This window comes from Streptomyces sp. XY006 (assembly GCF_002237655.1).
In the GTDB taxonomy this organism is placed as follows: Bacteria; Actinomycetota; Actinomycetes; order Streptomycetales; family Streptomycetaceae; genus Streptomyces; species Streptomyces levis.
In genome coordinates this window covers 22,869-42,586 of record NZ_NOKT01000026.1, presented here as the reverse complement: position 1 = coordinate 42,586, position 19,718 = coordinate 22,869, and the positions used below count along the sequence as shown (strand labels likewise).

Annotated in this window: 17 protein-coding genes; 5 read left to right on the top strand and 12 right to left on the bottom strand. The window is 72.6% G+C overall.

Annotated elements, in window-relative coordinates; all coding sequences use genetic code 11:
* The first annotated feature begins 108 nt into the window (after window positions 1-108).
* Window positions 109-1,314, top strand: coding sequence for an MFS transporter (locus CHR28_RS27285; RefSeq protein WP_094056352.1), 1,206 nt, complete (start codon window positions 109-111; stop codon window positions 1,312-1,314).
* On the opposite strand, the gene CHR28_RS27280 is transcribed toward CHR28_RS27285, so the two are convergent.
* Complete coding sequence (locus CHR28_RS27280; RefSeq protein WP_094056351.1) at window positions 1,274-1,732, bottom strand: acyl-CoA thioesterase; 459 nt, start codon at window positions 1,730-1,732, stop codon at window positions 1,274-1,276. The genes CHR28_RS27285 and CHR28_RS27280 overlap by 41 nt on opposite strands.
* Before the next feature lie 141 nt (window positions 1,733-1,873).
* Here CHR28_RS27280 and CHR28_RS27275 point away from each other — a divergent pair, with 141 nt between their 5' ends.
* The gene (locus CHR28_RS27275) at window positions 1,874-3,253 is read left to right on the top strand and encodes a uracil-xanthine permease family protein (RefSeq protein WP_094056350.1); all 1,380 of its coding nucleotides are present in this window, start codon (window positions 1,874-1,876) and stop codon (window positions 3,251-3,253) included.
* Here CHR28_RS27275 and CHR28_RS27270 read toward each other — a convergent pair.
* Window positions 3,232-4,362, bottom strand: a complete 1,131-nt coding sequence (locus CHR28_RS27270; RefSeq protein ID WP_094056349.1) for a glycoside hydrolase family 6 protein — start codon at window positions 4,360-4,362, stop codon at window positions 3,232-3,234. The genes CHR28_RS27275 and CHR28_RS27270 overlap by 22 nt on opposite strands.
* Window positions 4,363-4,537: 175 nt before the next feature.
* Here CHR28_RS27270 and CHR28_RS27265 point away from each other — a divergent pair, with 175 nt between their 5' ends.
* Window positions 4,538-5,251, top strand: a complete 714-nt coding sequence (locus CHR28_RS27265) for a DUF5995 family protein (protein ID WP_094056348.1) — start codon at window positions 4,538-4,540, stop codon at window positions 5,249-5,251.
* Here the strand turns inward: CHR28_RS27265 and CHR28_RS27260 are convergent.
* Together CHR28_RS27260 and CHR28_RS27255 are read right to left on the bottom strand one after the other, a co-directional pair.
* The gene (locus CHR28_RS27260; protein WP_094056347.1) at window positions 5,248-6,945 is read right to left on the bottom strand and encodes a flavin monoamine oxidase family protein; all 1,698 of its coding nucleotides are present in this window, start codon (window positions 6,943-6,945) and stop codon (window positions 5,248-5,250) included. The two genes, CHR28_RS27265 and CHR28_RS27260, sit on opposite strands and share 4 nt — an antisense overlap.
* 47 nt (window positions 6,946-6,992) lie before the next feature.
* Window positions 6,993-7,781: a carbon-nitrogen hydrolase family protein gene (locus CHR28_RS27255; protein WP_094056346.1), complete on the bottom strand. Its 789-nt coding sequence runs from the start codon at window positions 7,779-7,781 to the stop codon at window positions 6,993-6,995.
* 318 nt (window positions 7,782-8,099) lie between these two features.
* Between CHR28_RS27255 and CHR28_RS27250 the strand changes: the two genes are divergently transcribed.
* The gene (locus CHR28_RS27250) at window positions 8,100-8,735 is read left to right on the top strand and encodes a Repetin (RefSeq protein WP_094056345.1); all 636 of its coding nucleotides are present in this window, start codon (window positions 8,100-8,102) and stop codon (window positions 8,733-8,735) included.
* On the opposite strand, the gene CHR28_RS27245 is transcribed toward CHR28_RS27250, so the two are convergent.
* The 7 genes from CHR28_RS27245 to rpe all read right to left on the bottom strand — a co-directional run bounded on the left by CHR28_RS27245 (window position 8,704) and on the right by rpe (window position 16,019).
* Window positions 8,704-9,900: an MFS transporter gene (locus CHR28_RS27245; protein ID WP_094056344.1), complete on the bottom strand. Its 1,197-nt coding sequence runs from the start codon at window positions 9,898-9,900 to the stop codon at window positions 8,704-8,706. The two genes, CHR28_RS27250 and CHR28_RS27245, sit on opposite strands and share 32 nt — an antisense overlap.
* Before the next feature lie 136 nt (window positions 9,901-10,036).
* Window positions 10,037-10,489: an Lrp/AsnC family transcriptional regulator gene (locus CHR28_RS27240; RefSeq protein WP_053668336.1), complete on the bottom strand. Its 453-nt coding sequence runs from the start codon at window positions 10,487-10,489 to the stop codon at window positions 10,037-10,039.
* A gap of 10 nt (window positions 10,490-10,499) precedes the next feature.
* Window positions 10,500-11,966 (bottom strand): amino acid permease, encoded by a 1,467-nt coding sequence (locus CHR28_RS27235; RefSeq protein WP_094056343.1) that lies wholly within the window; start codon window positions 11,964-11,966, stop codon window positions 10,500-10,502.
* Between the two features lie 298 nt (window positions 11,967-12,264).
* Window positions 12,265-13,707, bottom strand: coding sequence for a GuaB1 family IMP dehydrogenase-related protein (locus CHR28_RS27230; protein ID WP_179272579.1), 1,443 nt, complete (start codon window positions 13,705-13,707; stop codon window positions 12,265-12,267).
* A 161-nt stretch (window positions 13,708-13,868) separates the two neighbouring features.
* On the bottom strand, window positions 13,869-14,186 hold the full coding sequence (locus CHR28_RS27225) for a barstar family protein (RefSeq protein ID WP_094056412.1): 318 nt from the start codon (window positions 14,184-14,186) through the stop codon (window positions 13,869-13,871).
* 24 nt (window positions 14,187-14,210) lie between these two features.
* The gene (locus tag CHR28_RS27220; RefSeq protein ID WP_094056341.1) at window positions 14,211-15,254 is read right to left on the bottom strand and encodes a sugar-binding transcriptional regulator; all 1,044 of its coding nucleotides are present in this window, start codon (window positions 15,252-15,254) and stop codon (window positions 14,211-14,213) included.
* Between the two features lie 78 nt (window positions 15,255-15,332).
* The gene (rpe, locus tag CHR28_RS27215; RefSeq protein WP_094056340.1) at window positions 15,333-16,019 is read right to left on the bottom strand and encodes a ribulose-phosphate 3-epimerase; all 687 of its coding nucleotides are present in this window, start codon (window positions 16,017-16,019) and stop codon (window positions 15,333-15,335) included.
* A gap of 131 nt (window positions 16,020-16,150) precedes the next feature.
* Between rpe and CHR28_RS27210 the strand changes: the two genes are divergently transcribed.
* Window positions 16,151-18,292 carry an MMPL family transporter gene (locus CHR28_RS27210; protein ID WP_094056339.1) on the top strand — a complete coding sequence of 714 codons (2,142 nt, stop codon included), beginning with the start codon at window positions 16,151-16,153 and terminating at the stop codon, window positions 18,290-18,292.
* On the opposite strand, the gene CHR28_RS27205 is transcribed toward CHR28_RS27210, so the two are convergent.
* Complete coding sequence (locus tag CHR28_RS27205) at window positions 18,273-19,691, bottom strand: RsmB/NOP family class I SAM-dependent RNA methyltransferase (protein ID WP_094056338.1); 1,419 nt, start codon at window positions 19,689-19,691, stop codon at window positions 18,273-18,275. The genes CHR28_RS27210 and CHR28_RS27205 overlap by 20 nt on opposite strands.
* Between the last annotated feature and the right edge of the window lie 27 nt (window positions 19,692-19,718).

Genomic DNA, 19,718 nt, shown 5'->3' with positions numbered 1-19,718 from the left:
TTTCGGCCGGGGCCCGACGGGGAGACCCTCTTATTATCAGGCAGGGTTCCTGATAGTTTACGGCGGCACCACGTGGTGCACGGGAGGCGAGCAGGAGGGGGCCGCAGAATGGGCAACGTGGTCGACGAACAGCGCGAGGTGAAGCGGTCGCGGTACGCCGTGGCCGCCGTCTTCGCGGTGCACGGCGCCGTGACCGGCTCGTTCGCCACCCGCGTGCCCTGGATCCAGGACCACGCGGGCGTCAGCGCCGGACAGCTGGGCATCGCCCTGGCGTTCCCCGCCCTCGGCGCCTCCCTCGCGATGCCGCTGGCCGGCAGTGTCAGCCACCGTTTCGGCGCCCGGAACGCGCTGCGCGGACTGATCGCCCTGTGGACGCTGTCGCTGGTGCTGCCGTCCCTGGCGCCGAACCTGCTCACCCTCTGCCTGGCCCTGTTCGTCTACGGCGCGACGGCGGGCATGGCGGACGTGGCGATGAACGCGCTGGGCGTGGAGGTCGAGAACCGTCTCGACCGGTCGATCATGTCCGGGCTGCACGGCATGTGGAGCGCGGGCGCCCTGGTCGGCTCGGCGGCCGGCACGCTCGCCGCACACCTGGGCTCGGACGCCCGGCTGCACCACGTCCTGGCGGCCGCGGTCCTCACCGTCGTCGGCGTGCTGTCCTGCCAGTGGGTACTGGACCTGCAGCCCGCCGAGGACGAGGAGCCGCCGCCCCGGTTCGCGCTGCCGCCCCGCTCCGCGCTGCTCATCGGCGCGATCGGGTTCTGCGCGGTGTTCGCGGAGGGCGCGAGCCTGGACTGGTCGGCGGTGTACCTGCGGGAACAGCTGGAGACCTCGGCCGGTCTCGCGGCGGCCTGCACGACGGGCTTCACGCTCACCATGGCCATCGCCCGGATCGCCGGCGACAAGGTGGTGGACCGTTTCGGAGCCGTGCGGACCGTGCGGGCGAGCGGGGTGTTCGCTGTCCTCGGCGGCCTGCTGATCGTGCTCGCGCAGCACCCGGCGGTCGCGATGACCGGGTTCGCCCTGATGGGGCTGGGCATCGCGGTCGTCGTGCCGCTGTGCTTCGCCGCGGCGGGCCGCAGCGGCGCCAACCCGAGTCTGGCCATCGCGGGCGTCGCGACCATCACCTACACCTCGGGCCTGATCGCGCCGAGCGCGATCGGGATGCTGGCCCAGGCGACCAGCCTGATGGTGTCGTTCTGCCTGGTGACGCTGCTCTCCGGCGGCCTGGTCGCCTTCGCGCGGGTGCTGCGCCCCGGCGACCGGGTGAAGATCAGCAGCCCGGACGCAGCAGTTCCCGACCCGCGGCCCTGAACTCCTCGCTCCAGGGGGCCGGGCGCAGCGTGGCCGCGTCCAGCCGGACCAGCACCCGGGTCCCCCGGGCGTAGGTGGTGGCGCCGTCCGCCGAGCAGAACCGGAAGCCGTACGTCAGCCCGGTCGTGCCGAGCCGCTCCAGCCAGAGGTGGACGGCGTAGGGGCCGGGCCGGGTCACCGGAGCCTCGTATGTGACCGTCAGCTCTTTCACCGCGTTGCAGGCGTCGCCCGCGGCCGCCCAGTCGCCCTCGAAGCGGATGCCCCGCTCCTGCCACAGCTCGGCCCAGGCCCGCTCGGCCATGAGCGGGTAGCGGGCGTTGTGCAGCAGGCCCAGCGCGTCCAGGTCGTCGAAGTGGACGGTGACGGGGACCAGCCGGCCATAGGACAGGGCAGGGCTGGTCAGGGCTTCGGCGGTCACGGGCGGCGCTCCTGGGCGTACGGATCGGTGGTCACTACAGCGACCGTCATCCTAAGCGTCCGCTCACGTGTACGGAGCATGCCCCGCGAGCCCGGACAATGGTCCGGACTCAGCTGCCCGTACGACGAAAGCGACACCCCCATGGATCTCGGCGTCCGCTGGAAACTGCACGGCGACGGACGCGTTCCGGCGCCCGGTGCGGTGGTCCGGCCCGATGAGCGGCTCTCCTGGCCCCGCACGGCCGGACTCGGCGCCCAGCACGTGGTGGCCATGTTCGGGGCGTCCTTCGTGGCGCCGGTCCTGATGGGGCTGGACCCGAACCTGGCGATCATGATGTCGGGCGTCGCGACCGTGGTGTTCCTGCTGGCCACCCGCGGCCGGGTGCCCAGCTACCTGGGCTGCTCGCTCTCCTTCGTCGGGGTGGCGGCCGTGATCCGCGCGCAGGGCGGCAGCAGCGCCACCGTCACCGGCGCGGTCTTCGTCGTCGGGGCCGCGCTGTTCCTGGTGGGTCTGGCCGTGCGGCGGTTCGGGGCGCGGATCATCCACGCCACGATGCCGCCGATCGTGACCGGCGCGGTGGTGATGCTGATCGGCTTCAACCTGGCTCCGGTGACGGCCGCGACCTACTGGCCGCAGGACCAGTGGACGGCCCTGCTGGTGATGCTGTTCACCGGACTGGCGGTGGTCTGCCTGCGCGGTTTCTGGTCCCGGATCGCGATCTTCCTGGGCCTGGTCTTCGGATACGGCATCTCCTGGGTCTTCGACCTGGTCTTCGGGAAGATCCACTCGGCGGACGGCAGCGGCAAGGTCACCGACCACTGGCGGCTTGACCTGTCCGGCGTGGGCCAGGCCGACTGGATCGGGCTGCCGACGCTGCACGGCCCGTCGTTCGAGTGGTCGGCGATCCTCGTGGCGCTCCCGGTCGTGATCGCGCTGGTCGCGGAGAACGCCGGCCATGTGAAGGCGGTCGGCGAGATGACCGGCGACTCGCTGGACGACAAGCTCGGCACGGCCATCGCGGCCGACGGCGTCGGCTCGATGCTGTCCACCGCGGTCGGCGGCCCGCCCAACACCACGTACTCCGAGAACATCGGCGTGATGGCCGCGACCCGCGTCTACTCCACGGCCGCCTACTGGGCCGCCGCCGGCTTCGCCCTGCTCTTCGGCCTGTGCCCGAAGTTCGGCGCGGTCGTCGCGGCGATCCCCGGCGGGGTGCTCGGCGGCATCACCGTCATCCTGTACGGCATGATCGGCCTGCTCGGCGCGCAGATCTGGATCAACGCCGAGGTGGATCTGCGCAATCCGCTGAACCTGGTCCCGGCGGCGGCGGGCATCATCATCGGCGTCGGCAACGTGTCGCTGAAGTTCACGGACACGTTCTCGCTGAGCGGCATCGCGCTCGGCACCGTCGTCGTCATCACCGGCTACCACGCGCTGCGGGCCTTCGCCCCGGCCCATCTGAAGACGCAGACGCCGCTGCTGGACGAGGGCACCTCCTCCTACGACGAGGCCAAGTCGTAGGCGTAGGAGGCGGTGAAGGTCCCCGGCCTGCCCTTGCAGCCGTCCGACTCCCCCGGCAGCTTGACCCACAGATAGGCGTCGATCCGGGGCTCGCCGGTGGTCAGGGTCGGGGTCCGGCCGAGGCTGCGGCCCGCGGGGTCGCACCACTCGCCGTCGGCCGGGGCGCCGTTGCCGTTGCGGCTGGTGTCGATGACGGCGCCGAGGCCCGCCGGGCCGCCGAGCGCGTCCAGCACCCGCCGGTCGTAGGCGATCTCGTCGGCGGTGGTGTGGAAGTTGGAGACGTTGCTGAAGATGCCGTCCGAGGAGTCGGGTGAGGCGGCCCCCGCCTGCCGCAGCCAGGCGGCCTGCCTGCCGGGCGCGTTCCAGCCCGAGTGTCCCGCGTCGAAGTAGACGCGGGCCCGGGGGTTGGCGGCCTTCAGGACGCGTCCGGCCCGGGCCAGGGAGGCGAAGCGGTCGGCGCGCGCACCGGCGGAGAGGCACTCGGCCTGGGCGACCGAGTCCGGCTCCAGGACGACGATGACCTCGCCCGAGCCCAGCCCGGCGGCGAACCGGTCGATCCAGGCGTCGTAGGCGTCCAGTCCGGGCGCCCCGCCCTGGGAGTGGCCGCCGCAGTCCCGGCCGGGGATCGCGTACGGCACGAGCACGGGCACCCGGCCCTGGGCGGCACCGCCCGAGGTGACGGCGGCGACCCGGGCGGTCACGGTCTCCGGCGCGTACTCGGCGAACCAGACCGCGGCCGGCTGCTCGGCGATACGGGACGCGATGACCGCGTGCCGGGGGTCGCCGGAGTGGGTGCGGACCCAGTCGAGCACCTGGGAGTCGGGGTGGCGGTAGAGCCGGCCGGCCGCCGGGGCGCCGCGCTGCTGCCGCACGGCCCTGCTCCTCGACGGGGACGGCGAGGGCGAGGGACTCGCGCTCGCGGACGGCAGGGCCGAGGACTCGGCCGCGGACGGGGACGGCGAGGGCACCGCGGGCAGCGGCGCAAGGCGCGGGGAGGCGGTCACCTCGGGAGTCCTCGCCTGGTCGGCGCCGCGCTCTCCGCCGTCCAGCGCCGAGAGCGTCCCGGCGACCACGCCCGCCACCACCACGACGGCGGCCGCGGCGACCATCGCGCCGCGCCGGGCGGCACGCCTGCGCGCGGCCCTGCGGGCGGCCAGGCGCTGCGCACGCGAGCCTGACACGCTGCTGCTCCCCCTCCCCCTGCGGCGGGCGGTGTTCCCCCGTTTCGGGGAAGCGCCGGGCCCGCCGGTACTCCCGCCAGCCTAGAGCTGGGACTCTGCCCGCATGCCGCGATGCGAACAAGTCCCCACAGCCGTGGACACACCGGTAGACACAGTCGTCCGCCGGATGCGCGCCCTCGACGCGGCCCTGCACCCGCGGGACGGGGTGGCCGTCTTCAACCGCGTCTACCTCACCGTGACGGAGACGGTGGACCGGTACGTCGACACCGGGCGGTTCGCGGACCGGCACGCCGCGATCACGCTGGACGTGCGGTTCGCGGGGCGGTATCTGGACGCCGTCGCGGCGGCGGCGGGGGACGGGCGCGCGCCGGCCTGCTGGCGGCCGCTGTTCCAGTTCCGCCGCCATCCCGGAGTACGCCCGTTGCAGTTCGCGCTGGCGGGCATCAACGCGCACATCGGGCACGATCTCGCGCTGGCCGTCGTGGACACCTGCCGTACGCTCGACTGCGCTCCCGCCGAGCTGGAGGACGCGTTCGACACCGTGGGCGATCTCCTCGTGTCGCTGGAGGAGCGCATCCGCGAAGATCTGATGCCGGGCCCCGACCTCCTGCAGATCGCCGACCCGCTGACCCATCTGCTGGGCTCCTGGAGCCTGGAGCGCGCCCGCGACGCGGCCTGGACGGCGGCCCGCGCCCTGTGGGCCCTGCGCGAACTCCCCGACATCGCCGGGGAGTTCACCGAGCGCCTGGACACGGCGGTCGGCCTCGCGGGCCGCATGCTGCTCACGCCGCTGGCCGAACCGCCGCTCAGGGGCTAGTCCTCCGGCAGTTCGACGGGGGCGATCTCGTCGTACACGTCGCCCGGGCCCGGGTTGGTCGGGTCGGTCGTGCCGCCGAGGTGGTGCATGACGCCCCACACCGCGTTGAGGGCGGTCTGGATCGCGCCCTCGGCCCAGCCGGCCGTCCAGGAGATGTCGTCGCCGGCGAGGAAGATGCCGCGCTTGTCCTCGGGCAGCCGGTCCTGCATGAAGTGCGTGAACAGGCGCCGCTGGTAGCGGTAGTGGCCGGGCAGGTTCGCCTTGAACGCGCCCATGAAGTAGGGCTCGTTCTCCCAGGACACGGTCACCGGGTTGCCGATGATGTGCTTGCGGATGTCGACCTTGGGATAGATCTCGCCGAGCGACTTCAGCATGACCTCCATCCGCTCGTTCGCGGACAGCGGCAGCCACTTCAGGCTGTCGTCGCACCAGGTGTAGGAGAGGCAGATGACGGCGGGCTTGTCCGGGCCGTCGTCGAGCAGGTAGGTGCCGCGGGTCATGCGGTCGGTGAGCGTCATCGACATGACGTCCCGGCCGGTCTCCTCGTCCTTGTCCAGCCAGAACGGGCGGTCCACCGGCACGAACAGCTTGGAGCTCTCCATGTAGTGCGTGCGCTCGATCGCGGTCCAGTGGTCGATCGGGAAGAGCGAGTCGTCGCAGTCGATCTTCGACAGCAGCATCCAGGACTGCGCGGTGAAGATCGCCGCCCGGTAGGTGCGGATGTCGCCGCGCGCATCCGTCACGGTGATGCGGTTGCCGGCCGTGCGGTGCAGCCGGGTCACCGCCGGGCGGGGCTCGCGGCCCTCGTGCAGGCTCGCCAGCGAGGTCCCCTGGGACCAGTGGACGATCTTCTGCGGCTCGCGCTCCCACAGGCGCAGCGGCAGCTGCTGGGAGCCGCCCACGATGCCGCGGTGGTGGTCGTCGGCCTCGGTGTAGACGACGCGCAGGATCTCCAGGATGGAGTTCGGGAAGTCGGTGTCCCAGCCGCCCGTGCCGAAGCCGACCTGGCCGAAGATCTCCCGGTGCCGGAAGGACTTGAAGGCCTCGGAGTCGCACAGGAAGCCGTAGAAGGTCTGGTTGTCGAGCTTCTCGACGAGCCTGGACCAGATCTCGCGGATGCGCGGGACGTCCCGCTCGCGCAGGGCCCGGTTCATGTCGGAGAAGTCGGCGCCCTCCTCCAGGCACCGGCCCCAGGCCTCGGCGACGTCCCGGTAGACCTGCGGCAGGTCCTCGATCGTCTCGGCGTAGTGCGACTCGCCCTTGAGGTCGACGACGGTCGACGGGGTCGCCTCCGCGAGGGGGTTGGGGAACGGCCGCGTCTGCAGGCCGACGAGGTCGATGTAGTGCTGCAGGGCCGTGGAGGACGGCGGGAACCGCATCGCGCCCATCTCGGCGGTGAGGGAGTCGTCGCAGCCCTCGAAGCCGACCGTGCGCAGCCGCCCGCCGATCTGGTCGGCCTCGTAGACGACCGGCTTGAGCCCCATCTTCATCAGCTCGTACGCGGCGACGATGCCGGACAGGCCGCCGCCGATGACCGCGACCTCCGTGCCGTGCTCGGTCGCGGGTATCTGGCCGAGGCCCGCCGGGTGGGCGAGGAAGTCGTCGTAGGCGTACGGGAAGTCCGGGCCGAACATGGTGATCGGCGGCTGCTGCGCGTCTGCGTGCTCGACGGCGTTGGGCACGGTGGACGTCATGGGGTACGGACTCCTTGCACAGATGTGAACAGGCGGGTGAGGGGGTGTCAGACGAGCGACCCGTACAGGCCGGGGCGCCGGTCCCGCAGATACGGGTTGTGCTCGCGCGACGCGGCGAGGAAGGCCGGGTCGACGTCGGCCAGGACGAGGTCCTCGCCCCGGCCGGCCCGGGTCCGGGCGATGCCGTCGGGCCCGGCGAGCGTGGACAGGCCCACGAACTCGAACTCGCCCTCGCGGCCGACCCGGTTGACGTACGCGACGTACATCTGGCTCTCGAAGGCACGCACCGGGATCATCGACTCGGCGACGAACTGGAACGGGTGCATCTGCGCGGTCGGGACGACCAGCAGGTCGGTGCCGGCCAGGGCGTGGGCGCGGACGTTCTCCGGGAACTCCACGTCGTAGCAGATGAGCAGGCCGACGCGCACGCCGTCGATCTCGGCCTGGACGACCTGCTGCTCGCCGGGCGTGAAGTGGTCGCGTTCGAAGCAGCCGAAGAGGTGGGTCTTGCGGTAGTTCGCCAGGCGGGTTCCGTCGGCGGAGATCAGCTGGGCGGAGTTGAACACCGCCTCGCCGGCCCGCTCGGGGTAGCCGTAGGCGATCGCCAGGCCGTGGCTCGTCGCGATCTCGGCGATCGCGTCCGCGCAGTCGCCGTCGGCGGGCTCGGCGAGCCGGCCGATGTCGTCGCCGATCGCGTACCCGGTCAGGAACATCTCCGGTGTGAGGAGCAGCCCGGCGCCCGCGGCTGCGGCCCGGCCCGCGGCCTCGTCGAGGACCTTGAGGTTCTCGACGGTGGAGCCGGGGCGGCCGGAGCTCTGGAGCAGGGCGGTGCGCATGCGTGTTCCTCACCGGGCGAAGGGTGGTTGGCGGGCCCACCGGATGGTTGAAGGGGCCACGTAGACGGTACGGGCGTCTGACCAGGGGGGACAAGAAGGAGCCGTTGCGCGTCGGCGAACGGATTGTTGCGTCCTTTCGGGGGTCGGCGGCGATTCGTTGCGCGACTTCGGGCCTAGCCCCGCTCCCCCTGGGAGCCCGGTCCGGTCCGGTCTTCCCCGCCGCGCGGCGGAGGCGGGGTCCCGTCCGCAGCGCGATGTCCCGTGCGCGCCGGACGGGGAGAGTGAGGGCTGTCCACACGACCTGCGGAAAGGACCGAAATGAAGCGCCGTACCAAGATCGTCGTGCTCGGCTCCGCACTGCTGCTCACCGCCGGGGCGGCCTCGGCCGCGACCGCCTCGGAGGCACCCTCGCCGCGCGGGGCGGCGGCGCCGGAAGCACCCCGGCCGCACGAGGCGGCGGTGTCGCAAGCGCCCCGGCCGCACGAGGTGGCGGCGCCGGAGACGGACCGGCCGCGCGAGGCCGCGGCTCTCACCGGCACCGCCAAGCTGCACCGCTCGGCCGGGGACGACATCACCTTCTCCTTCGACGCGCACCTGGCCGCGAAGGACAAGGCCGACCCGATGAAGGCCACCGGCACCTTCGCGTTCAGCCACTACCAGAACGGCGACGGGGCCCGGGCCGAGGTCGCCGTCGACTGTCTGCTGACCGGCGGCAAGGTCGCCGTCGTCTCGGGCATCGTGACCGAGTCCGACCTGCCGGGCGTCGAGGGCAAGCGGGTCGGGGTCACCGTCCACGACCTCGGCCGCCACGACCGGCTCGGCTACAGCTGGGCCGCGACGGGCACCCCCGCCGAGATGGACGGGCTGCCCAAGTGCGTGAGCTCCGCCCCCTTCGAGAAGGTCGCGAAGGGGACGGGCGACTTCACGGTCGTGCCCTGGCAGCCCGAGTTCTGAGCAGCGCCAGGGCCGTCACCAGGTAGGGCACGGCGAGCACCGCGAAGACGGTCCCGTGGGCCAGACGGGTGCCGAGCTGCGCGTACACGCCGAACGTGGCGACCGTGGCCAGCTCGGTGCCCAGGCTCGCCACCGAGGTGAGCGTGGCCCGGCGGGACTCGTCGATGCGGTGCTGGAGACGGACGTCGGCCAGCACCTCCGCCAGCTGGAACGCGGCGAAGGCCAGGCCGACGAGGGCGATGCCGGCCAGTGAGCGGGAGGCGGCGCCCACGGCCAGGGCGAGCGCTCCGCCCGCGAGCAGGGCCGCGAAACCGGCCGTGCCGAGGCGCTCGGCCGGTCCGGCGAGCAGGCTGCCGGCGGTGACGCCCGCCCAGATCAGCATGACCAGGTAGGGCACCGTCGCCTCCGCGACGCCGGTGTCCCGGACCAGCAGCGGGGTGTACTCGTCGAGCGCGCCCCACACCGCGGCGACGGCCGGGACCAGCAGCAGGGCGCCGCGCACCGCACGGTCGCCGCGAACCTGGGCGAGCCCGGTCCGCAGGGTCGCCGCCCAGCGGTCGCCGGAGGTCTCCGGGCGTGTCCGGTGCTCGGGGAAGCGGGTCGCGGTGAGTGCGGTCAGGCCACAGGCCATGATGCTGGCGGCGCCGACGGCCGCGTAGCCGCCCTGGGCGAAGACCGGGCCGGCGAGGCCGAGGGAGGCCACGGTTCCTGTCAGCCGGGCGGCGCGGGCCCGGCCCATGACCCGGGCGTACCGGCCGGCGGCGCCGAGGTGGTCCAGTTCGTCGTAGACCAGGGCCTCCAGCGCGCCCGAGCCGAGCGCGCCGCCGGCGCCCCACAGGACGAAGCCGGCCGCGAAGGCCCCGTACGACGGAACCGCCACCCACAGCGCGAAGCCGGCGGCGGTGAGCAGCGGGCCGATCCACAGCAGCCGGCGGCGCGAGACGGCGTCGGCCCAGGCGCCGGAGGGCACTTCGAGCAGCACGCCGGTGACCGACCACAGGGCGAACAGGGAGGAGATCTGCCAGAGCGACAGGCCGGTGTCGGCGAACAGCAGCGCGTACACCGGGTAGAGCAGGACGAAGTCGTCGAGGAACGCGTAGCCGTACAGCGTGGTCGTCAGCCGCCGGACGCCGGTGGCGGGCACGCGTGCGGGTGAGAGTGTCATGGGGCCTTCCCGTCAGGACCGTTCGGACGCCGGAGGTACGGCGGCCGAGGCGGTCCTCGGGAGGCACGGCGGGGGGATCAATGTCGCCAGGTCATGACACCGATGCTAGGGCCTGTCGTCCGGACCGGCCCGTGCTTTACGTGGGCGACCCGGACGAGAAGCGCCGCAGCAGCGGCGACAGGACGAGCACGGACTTGGTCCGCTCGACGAACGGCTCCCCGGCGATGCGCTCCAGGACCCGCTCGAAGTGCCGCATGTCGGAGGCGAAGACCTGGGCGATCGCGTCCGCGTCCCCGGTGACGGTCGAGGCGGCCACGACCTCCTGGTAGCGCTCCAGGCCCCGCTGGATGGTCTCCGGGGAGGTGTTGCCGCGGCAGTAGATCTCGACGAACCCCTCGGTCTCCCAGCCGAGGGCGCCCGGGTCCACGCGGACGGTGAAGCCGGTGATGGCTCCGGTGGCCCGCAGCCGGTCCACGCGCCGTTTGACGGCGGGCGCGGACAGGCCGACGAGTTGGCCGATGTCGGCGTAGGAGCGGCGGGCGTCCTCGGCGAGGGCGTGCACGATGCGTTCGTCGAGATCGTTCAGCACTGTGGGTCGTTCACTTCTCGGATGGTGCCAGTCGGGAACGGCGGTAGCCGTACACGAAGTAGAACACGAGCCCGGCGGCCATCCAGACACCGAAGACCACCCAGGTGACGGTCGACAGGCTGCCCATCATCCACACGCAGAAGGCGAAGCCCAGCGCGGGCAGGACCGGCGAGAGCGGCACGCGGAAGGTGCGGGGCATGTCCGGCTTGGTCCGGCGCAGCACCACGACGGCCACGTTGACCAGTGCGAAGGCGAACAGGGTGCCGATGCTGGTGGCGTCGGCGAGCTGCCCGAGCGGGATCGCGGCGGCCAGCACACCGCAGAACAGGGAGACGATCAGGGTGTTGGCACGGGGCGTGCCGGTCTTCGGGTGGACCCGCGCGAACACCTTGGGCACCAGCCCGTCGCGGGACATGGCGAACAGGATGCGGGTCTGGCCGTAGAGCACGGTCAGGACGACGCTCGCGATGGCGATGACGGCGCAGAACGCCAGCAGCGTGCCCCAGAAGGTCTGCCCCGTGACCTCGCGCATGATCTGGGCGAGCGCGGCCTCGGAGTCGGTGAAGTTCCGCCAGGGCTTGGCGCCGACGGCGACGGCCGCGACGAGCACGTACAGCGCGGTGACGATGACCAGCGACAGCATGATCGCGCGGGGCAGGTCGCGCTGGGCGTTCTTCGCCTCCTCACCGGCGGTGGAGGCGGCGTCGAAGCCGATGTAGGAGAAGAACAGCGTGGCACCGGCGGCGCTGACCCCGGCCATGCCGAGCGGCATGAAGTTCTCGTAGTTGCCGGAGCGGAAGCCCTGGACGCCGATGGCGCAGAACATCACCAGCGCGGCGATCTTCACGACGACCATGACCGTGTTGGCGCGGGCGGACTCGCGGGCGCCGCCCAGCAGGAACGCCATGGCGAGCAGGACGACGATCAGCGCGGGCAGGTTGAACACGCCGCCGTCACCGGGCGGCGCGGACAGGGCGGCCGGGATGGTGACGCCTATGGTCCCGTCGAGCAGTTCGTTGAGGTACTCGCCCCAGCCGACCGCGACGGCGGCCACGGACACGCCGTACTCCAGGACCAGGCACCAGCCGCAGATCCAGGCGATCAGCTCGCCCATCGTTGCGTACGCATACGAGTAGGAGGAGCCGGAGACCGGGATGGTGCCCGCCAGTTCGGCGTAGGACAGGGCCGAGAACAGGGCGGTCAGGCCGGCGATGACGAAGGAGAGCGTGACGGCCGGGCCCGCCTTGGGCACAGCCTCGCCGAGGACGACGAAGATGCCGGTGCCGAGGGTGGCACCGATGCTGATCATGGTGAGCTGCCACAGCCCGAGGGTGCGCCGCAGCGATCCTCCCTCACCCTGGCCACCCTCTGCGACCAGGCGTTCCACGGGCTTGCGGCGCATCAGACGGGCAGCGACGCCCGGGGACGGCGGGGCGGTCTGGCTTGGGCTGTGCGGGGGTGCGCCTTGGTCGAGCACGCGTTGGCTCCTTCATCGCTGCCGGTCAGGGCGGCAGGGACCGCGGGCGCCCTTGAGCAGGGACCCGCCGAGCGGAGTCCCCGCCACGCCACGTACGAGGCGACAGCCTATGAGGAGGGGCGTTGCTGTCGAAATGCAGCAACCTTGCGCATCCGCGCAAGATCATTGCGTAGCTGGGGGCCGGCCGGAGGTTCGTTGCACCGCGGCTTTCGACCGTTGCGCGGGCGCACGCGAACGGCCCCCGCCTCTTCCTGCCGGGCAGGTCGAACGGGGGCCGTACGGACGGGAGTCGGGCCGGTCAGCTCCAGCTGGCGTGCAGCGGCTTGCCCTCGGCGTAGCCCGCGGCGCTCTGGATGCCGACGATGGCCTTCTCGGCGAACTCCTCCAGGGAGCCGGCACCGGCGTACGTGCAGGAGGAGCGGACGCCCGCGATGATCGAGTCGATCAGGTCCTCGACGCCCGGGCGGGCCGGGTCGAGGAACATGCGGGAGGTGGAGATGCCCTCCTCGAACAGCGCCTTGCGGGCCCGGTCGTACGCCGACTCCTCCGAGGTGCGGTTGCGCACGGCACGGGCGGACGCCATGCCGAAGGACTCCTTGTAGGCGCGGCCCTGCGCGTCGTGCTGCAGGTCGCCCGGGGACTCGTAGGTGCCCGCGAACCAGGAGCCGATCATCACGTTGGACGCGCCGGCGGCGAGCGCCATGGCCACGTCGCGGGGGTGGCGGACACCGCCGTCGGCCCACACGTGCTTGCCGTACTTCCTCGCCTCGGCGGCGCACTCCAGGACGGCGGAGAACTGCGGCCGGCCGACGCCGGTCATCATGCGCGTGGTGCACATGGCGCCCGGGCCGACACCGACCTTGACGATGTCCGCGCCGGCCTCGATGAGGTCGCGCACGCCCGCGGCGGCCACCACGTTGCCCGCGACGATCGGCACCTGCGGGTCGAGGTCGCGCACCAGCTTCAGGGCGCTGATCATCGACTCCTGGTGGCCGTGCGCGGTGTCGATGACGAGCGCGTCGACGCCGGCGTCCAGCAGCTGCTTGGCCTTGCCCGCGACGTCGCCGTTGATGCCGACGGCGGCGGCGATGCGCAGGCGGCCCCGCGCGTCGGTGGCCGGGGTGTACAGCGTGGCCCGCAGGGCGCCCTTGCGGGTGAGGATGCCGGCGAGCGTGCCGTCCTCGTTGACCGCGGGGGCGTAGCGGCGGTTGGCGTGGTCGAGGGTGCCGAAGGCCTCGCCCGGGTCCATGTCCGCGTCGATGAGCAGCAGGTCCCGGGACATGACCTCGGAGAGCTGCGTGAAGCGGTCGACGCCGGACAGGTCGGAGTCGGTGACCACGCCGACCGGCTTGTGGTCCTCGTCGACGACGACGCCGGCGTTGTGCGCCCGCTTGGGCAGCAGCGCCAGGGCGTCCGCGACGGTCTGCTGCGGGGACAGGATGATCGGGGTGTCCAGCACCAGGTGGCGGCTCTTGACCCAGGAGACGACGTCGGTGACCACGTCGATCGGGATGTCCTGCGGTATCACCACCAGGCCGCCGCGGCGGGCCACGGTCTCGGCCATGCGGCGCCCGGCGATGGCGGTCATGTTGGCGACGACGAGCGGGATGGTGGTGCCCGTGCCGTCCGGGGAGCTGAGGTCGACGGCCTGCCGCGAGCCCACCGAGGAGCGGCTCGGCACCATGAAGACGTCGTCGTACGTCAGGTCGTACCCGGGCTGGATGTCATTGAGGAAACGCACGTGCTGCACATCCCAGTCGTTCAGAGGTGACCCCCCGACCGGCCGGCCAGGGGGAAAGAGCACGTACTTCATTCTCCCACGCCGGGCGTGCGAACCACCCCCGGCGGATCGTCCAGGCTGGTCACGGGCCTGTTCGGAGGATGCTCCAAGCGGGGTGGGGACTAGGAGCCCAGGGTCACGAAGAGTCCCGGTCCCCGGTCCGTCGCCTCGGCGAAGATCTCCTCGGCGACCTGCCACTCCTCGGGCCGCGCCTCGGCGTAGGCCCGCCAGCCCGTCACGACGACCAGCAGCCCCCGCTCCCCCGCGCCCTCGGGCCAGAGCGCGGGGTCGGACAGGCAGTCGGCGAGGGCGTCCCAGTTGCGCCCGAACCACTCGGGCAGGGACAGGTCACGGGCGCAGCGGTCCATCAGGCCCGCCTTGTCCGTGACCCCGTCGAGGTCCAGGACGACGACGATCCGCCCGGCCGGGTCGTCCGGCACCGCGTGCGCCCGGTCCGCCACCTCTCAGACCCCGTCCGGGTCGGCCCGGTTGAGCGCCGGCTTGGGTGCCGGGCCCGCCGTCATCAGGTAGTCCGCGGCCGACGTGTCCGTCACCAGGCTGGTGACGAGGCCGGAGCGCAGCACCGCGTCGATCGCGGGCCCCTTGCGCTGTCCGCCCGCGATCGCGACGACCTCGGGGATGCGGCGCAGCTGGTCGGCCTTGACGGTGATGCACCGCTCGCCCAGGTCCCGCCCGACCCGGCGGCCCTCGGCGTCGAAGAGGTGCGCGGACATCTCGGCGGCGACCCCGAGGGAGGCGTAGTGCGCCCGCTCCTCGTCGCTGAGCATGTCGTGCACCGTGGAGATGCCCGGCTCCCAGGAGCCGATGGAGACACAGGCCACGGTGACCTTGTCGAAGTGCTCGAAGGCCCGGGCGATGCCCGTCTGGTTGCGCAGCGCCGCGGCCGTGGCCGCGTCGGGCAGCAGCATGGGCGCGTAGATGGGGTGGGCGTCCCCGCCGGCCACCTGGGCGGCGCGGCGCACGGCCTCCACCGAGCCGCGCTCGGCGGTCCCGGCGTCGTACACGCCCGTCAGCTGCACCACCGTGCACGGGGGCAGCCGGTCGAGGGCCGCCGCCATGTGGATGGTGGAGCGGCCCCAGGCCAGGCCCAGCACATCACCTTCGTTGACCAGTTCGCCGAGCAGGTCGGCGGCCACCTCTCCCAGGTTCTCGGGGTCGGGCGTCTCCTCGGCCTCGGCCGGGGATTCGACCACGACGGCGTGCCTGAGGCCGTAGCGGGCGCGCAGCGCGTCCGAGCGCTCGGCGTCCAGCTCCGCAGGCACACGGATCTCGATACGTACGAGATCCCGTTCGAGGGCGGTCTCCAGGACCCGGGCCACCTTGAAGCGGCTCACGCCGAACTCCTCGGCGATCTGGATCTTGGACTTCCCCTCGAGGTAGAAGCGGCGGGCCATGGCCGCCGCCTGCACCAGCTCAGCGGGTCCCATCCGCATGGCTGACCGGCCCGCCGACATACCCGACACGGCGATCTCCTCACTGCTGTTCACACTCTGGATTCGCCGTTCATCCTTGCAGATCCGGCGCGGATGATCAGCCCTGATGAGAGCCGTTCACTTTGCTGTGGCTCAGTGGTCGCAGGCCCAGGAGGCCTTCGCCGTCGTCGCCTCGGCCTGGCTGCGTAGTGCACGTACCGCCTCTGCCGGGTCGTTTGCCCCGTAGACCGCCGATCCGGCCACGAAGACGTCGGCTCCGGCGTCGGCGCAGCGCTCGATGGTGGACGCGGAAACTCCGCCGTCGACCTGGAGCCAGAGCTCCAGTCCGTGCTTGTTGATCAACTCGCGGGTGCGCCGAATCTTCGGAAGCATGATGTCGAGGAAGGCCTGTCCCCCGAAGCCCGGTTCGACCGTCATGATCAGCAGCATGTCGAGCTCGGGGAGCAGGTCCTCGTACGGCTCGATGGGGGTCGCGGGCTTCAGCGCCATGGAGGCACGGGCGCCCTTGGCCCGGATCTCCCGCGCGAGCCGGACCGGGGCGGCGGCGGCCTCGACGTGGAAGGTGACGGAACCGGCCCCCGCTTCCACGTACTGGGGCGCCCAGCGATCGGGGGCCTCGATCATCAGATGGCAGTCCAGCGGGGTGTCCGTCGCACGGGCGAGCGACTCTACGACCGGCACGCCGAGCGTGAGGTTCGGGACGAAATGGTTGTCCATGACGTCGACGTGGAGCCAGTCGGCTCCCTCCACGGCCTTCGCCTCGTCCGCGAGGCGGGCGAAGTCGGCGGACAGGATGCTGGGGTTGATCTGCACGGCCATGTCCTAAGACTGCCATGCCCTGCGGGGGTTGCGGGCATCGGTCCCGGGTGGTCTGTTGGGTGCGGGCCGGACGAGGCCCGCCGCACGGTTCCCCGCGCACCTCGCGGGGCCCTTCCGCGGAGGGGGCTGCCATGAAACAGGGCGTCGCGCATCTCGTCTGCGGACGGCGGGCCAAGTGGCTGGTGGTGGCCCTGTGGCTGGTGATCCTGTTCGTGGCCGCGCCGTTCGCCATGAAGCTCACCGACGCGCAGGACAACGACGCGGCCTCGTGGCTGCCGGGGTCCGCGGAGTCGACGCAGGTGCTGGAGGCGTCGGAGGACTTCCGGCCGGAGCAGATCCCGGCGGTCGTGATCTACGCGCGCGACGGGGGCCTGACGCCGCAGGACCGGGCGGAGATCGCCGAGGACGTCCGGCAGCTGAAACAGCTGCGCGACCACGGGATCATCGGCGCGCAGACCCGGGGCCCGGTCTTCGACCGGCCGGCCGATCCGCGCGCGGCGCAGGTCTTCGTGCCGATCACGATGGACGAGCAGGGCTGGGAGCGGATCGCCCCGGCCGTCGACTCCATCCGGGACGACGTCGGCGAGGGCGGCGGCGGACTGGCCGTCCACATCACGGGCCCGGGCGGCACCTCAGCGGACTTCGCCGAGGCCTTCGAGGGCATCGACTCGACGCTGCTGTTCTCGGCGATGGCGGTCGTCGTCGTCATGCTGCTCATCACCTATCGCAGCCTGACCCTGCTGCTGGTCCCCCTGATCGCGGTGGTGTGCGCGCTGTTCACCGCACAGGCGCTGATCTATCTGCTGGCCGAGCACGCGGGCCTGACCGTCAACGGGCAGAGCGCCGGCATCCTCACGGTGCTCGTCTTCGGCGCGGGCACGGACTACGCGCTGCTGCTGGTCGCCCGCTACCGGGAGGAGCTGCGCCGCCACGAGGACCGGCACGAGGCGATGGCCCTGGCCCTGCACCGCGCGGGCCCCGCCGTGCTGGCCTCCGGCGCGACGGTCGTGCTGAGCATGCTGGTGCTGCTGGCCGCCGAGATGAACTCGACCAGGGGCCTCGGCCCGGTCGCCGCGATCGGCGTCGCGGTCGCCCTGCTCGCGATGATGAGCCTGTTCCCGGCCCTGCTGGTGGTCTTCGGCCGGTGGATCTTCTGGCCGGTGATCCCGCACTACGGGGCCGCCGACCCGACCGAGCACGGCATCTGGGCGCGCACCGGACGCCGGATCGCCCGCCGCCCCCGTATGACCTGGGCCGTGACGGCCCTGGCCCTGGCGGTGTGCTCGCTGGGCCTGATCCAGCTGCGCGCGGAGGGGATCGGCAACGCCGACGCCTTCACCGGGAAGCCGGACTCGATCACCGGCCAGGAGGTCTCGGCACGCTACTTCCCGGCGGGCAGCGGTGACCCCCTGGTGATCATCAGCAACCAGGCCCAGGCCGTGCAGGTGGGCCGCGCGGTCGCGGCGACGCCGGGCGTGGTCCCCCAGTCCCTCGGCCTGCCGCCCGGCACCAGACCGGCCTTCGAGGGCAAGGTCCTGTTCGAGGCCACCATGACCGCCCCGGCCGACAGCGAGGCCGCCAAGCAGACGGTGGAGCGGGTCCGGGACGCCGTGCACGCGGTGCCGGACGCCGACGCCCGGGTGGGCGGCGGTACGGCGGCCCTGCTCGACATGGACCGGGCGACCACGCACGACAACGTGCTGATCATCCCGCTGGTGCTGCTCGTCGTGCTGCTGATCCTCGGCGTCCTGCTGCGGGCCCTGATCGCCCCGCTGCTGCTGATCGGGACGGTGATCCTGTCGTTCGCGGCGGCCCTCGGCATCAGCGCGCTCGCGTTCCGGTACGTCTTCGACTACGCCGGGGAGTCGACCGACTTCCCGCTGTTCGTCTTCGTCTTCCTGGTGGCCCTCGGCATCGACTACAACATCTTCCTGACCACCCGCATCCGCGAGGAGGCGGCCCGCCAGGGCACGAGGCCGGGCGTGATCACCGGCCTGGCCGCCACCGGGGCCGTCATCACCTCGGCCGGTCTGGTCCTGGCCGGCACCTTCGCCGCCCTCGGCACCCTCCCGATGGTCGGCTTCGCCGAGATCGGCTTCGCGGTCGCGCTCGGCGTCCTCATCGACACCTTCATCGTGCGCTCGGTCCTGGTGACGTCCCTGTTCATGGACGTCGGCCCGAAGGTGTGGTGGCCGCACCGGCTGGCGCGGGAGGACGGCGGCGCGGCGGCCCGGGAGAGCGTCGGGGCGGGGGTCAGCCGGTCCGGCGAATGAGCGCCAGGTACATCGCGTCGGTCCCGTGCAGATGCGGCCACAGCTGCACGTCCGGACCGTCGCCCAGATCCGGCACGCCCGGCAGCAGGGGCCGCGCGTCCACCAGGTCGGTGTCGGGGTGCTGCTTGAGGACGTCGGCGACGACGGCCCGGGTCTCGGCGAGGTGCGGCGAGCAGGTCGCGTAGCCCACGACGCCGCCGACCCGCACCGACTCCAGGGCCGTGCGCAGCAGGCCGCGCTGGAGCGGCGCGAAGCCCTCCAGGTCCTGGGGGCGGCGCCGCCAGCGTGCCTCCGGGCGGCGGCGCAGGGCGCCGAGGCCGGTGCACGGCACGTCGACCAGCACCCGGTCGAAACTGCCGGGCCGCCACGCCGGCCGGGTCCCGTCCGCGGCGATCACCTGGTACGGCCCGGGGTTGCCGTCCAGCGCCCGGGCCACCAGCCCGGCACGGTGGGTCTGCTTCTCGGAGGCGACGAGCAGGGCACCGCGCTCGGCGGCCAGGGCACCGAGCAGCGCGGCCTTGCCCCCGGGGCCGGCGCACCCGTCCAGCCAGCGCCGGTCGGGGCCCTCCACCGGGGCGTTGGCCAGCGCGATCGCCACGAGCTGGCTGCCCTCGTCCTGCACCCCGGCGCGCCCGTCCCGCACGGCCGGCACCGCGCCCGGCTCGCCGCCCTCGCTCAGCCGCACCGCGTAGGGCGACCAGCGCCCCGGCACGGCGGCGTCCTCGTCGAGCAGTTCCTCGGCGGTGGCCCGGCCGGGCCGCGCCACGAGCGTCACCTCGGGCCGCTCGTTGTCGGCCCGCAGCAGCTCCTCGATGCCGGCGCGCCCGCCGCCCAGGGAGTCCCACAGCGCGGACACGACCCACCGCGGATGCGAGTGCACGACGGCGAGATGGTCCTCGGGATCCTCGTCGTACGGCGGCGCGACCCGCTCCAGCCAGCCGTCCAGGTCGTCCTGCGCGACCTTGCGCAGCACGGCGTTGACGAACTTGGCCCGGCCGTCGCCGAGCACGACCCGGGCGAGTTCGACGGTGGCGGACACGGCCGCGTGCGTCGGGATGCGCGTGCCGAGCAACTGGTGCGCGCCGAGGCCGAGCACGTCCAGCACCGGCGGGTCGACCTCGCCGAGCGGCCGGTCGACACAGGTCGCGATGATCGCGTCGTACGTGCCCTGCCGCCGCAGCGTCCCGTACACCAGCTCGGTCGCGAGCGCCGCGTCCCGGGCGTCGAAGTCACCCTTGTCCCGCGCCTTGCGCAGCAGCGGCGGCAGGACGAGGTTGGCGTAGGCGTCCCGCTCGTCCACGGCCCTCAGCGCCTCGAAGGCGAGGATGCGGACGGGGTCCTTCTTGGGCCGGCGGTAGGGCTTGCCGGACGGGCGGGGCCGACGGGGCTGGTCGCTCACGAAAAAGGTGCTCCGGTGGTGAGAGGA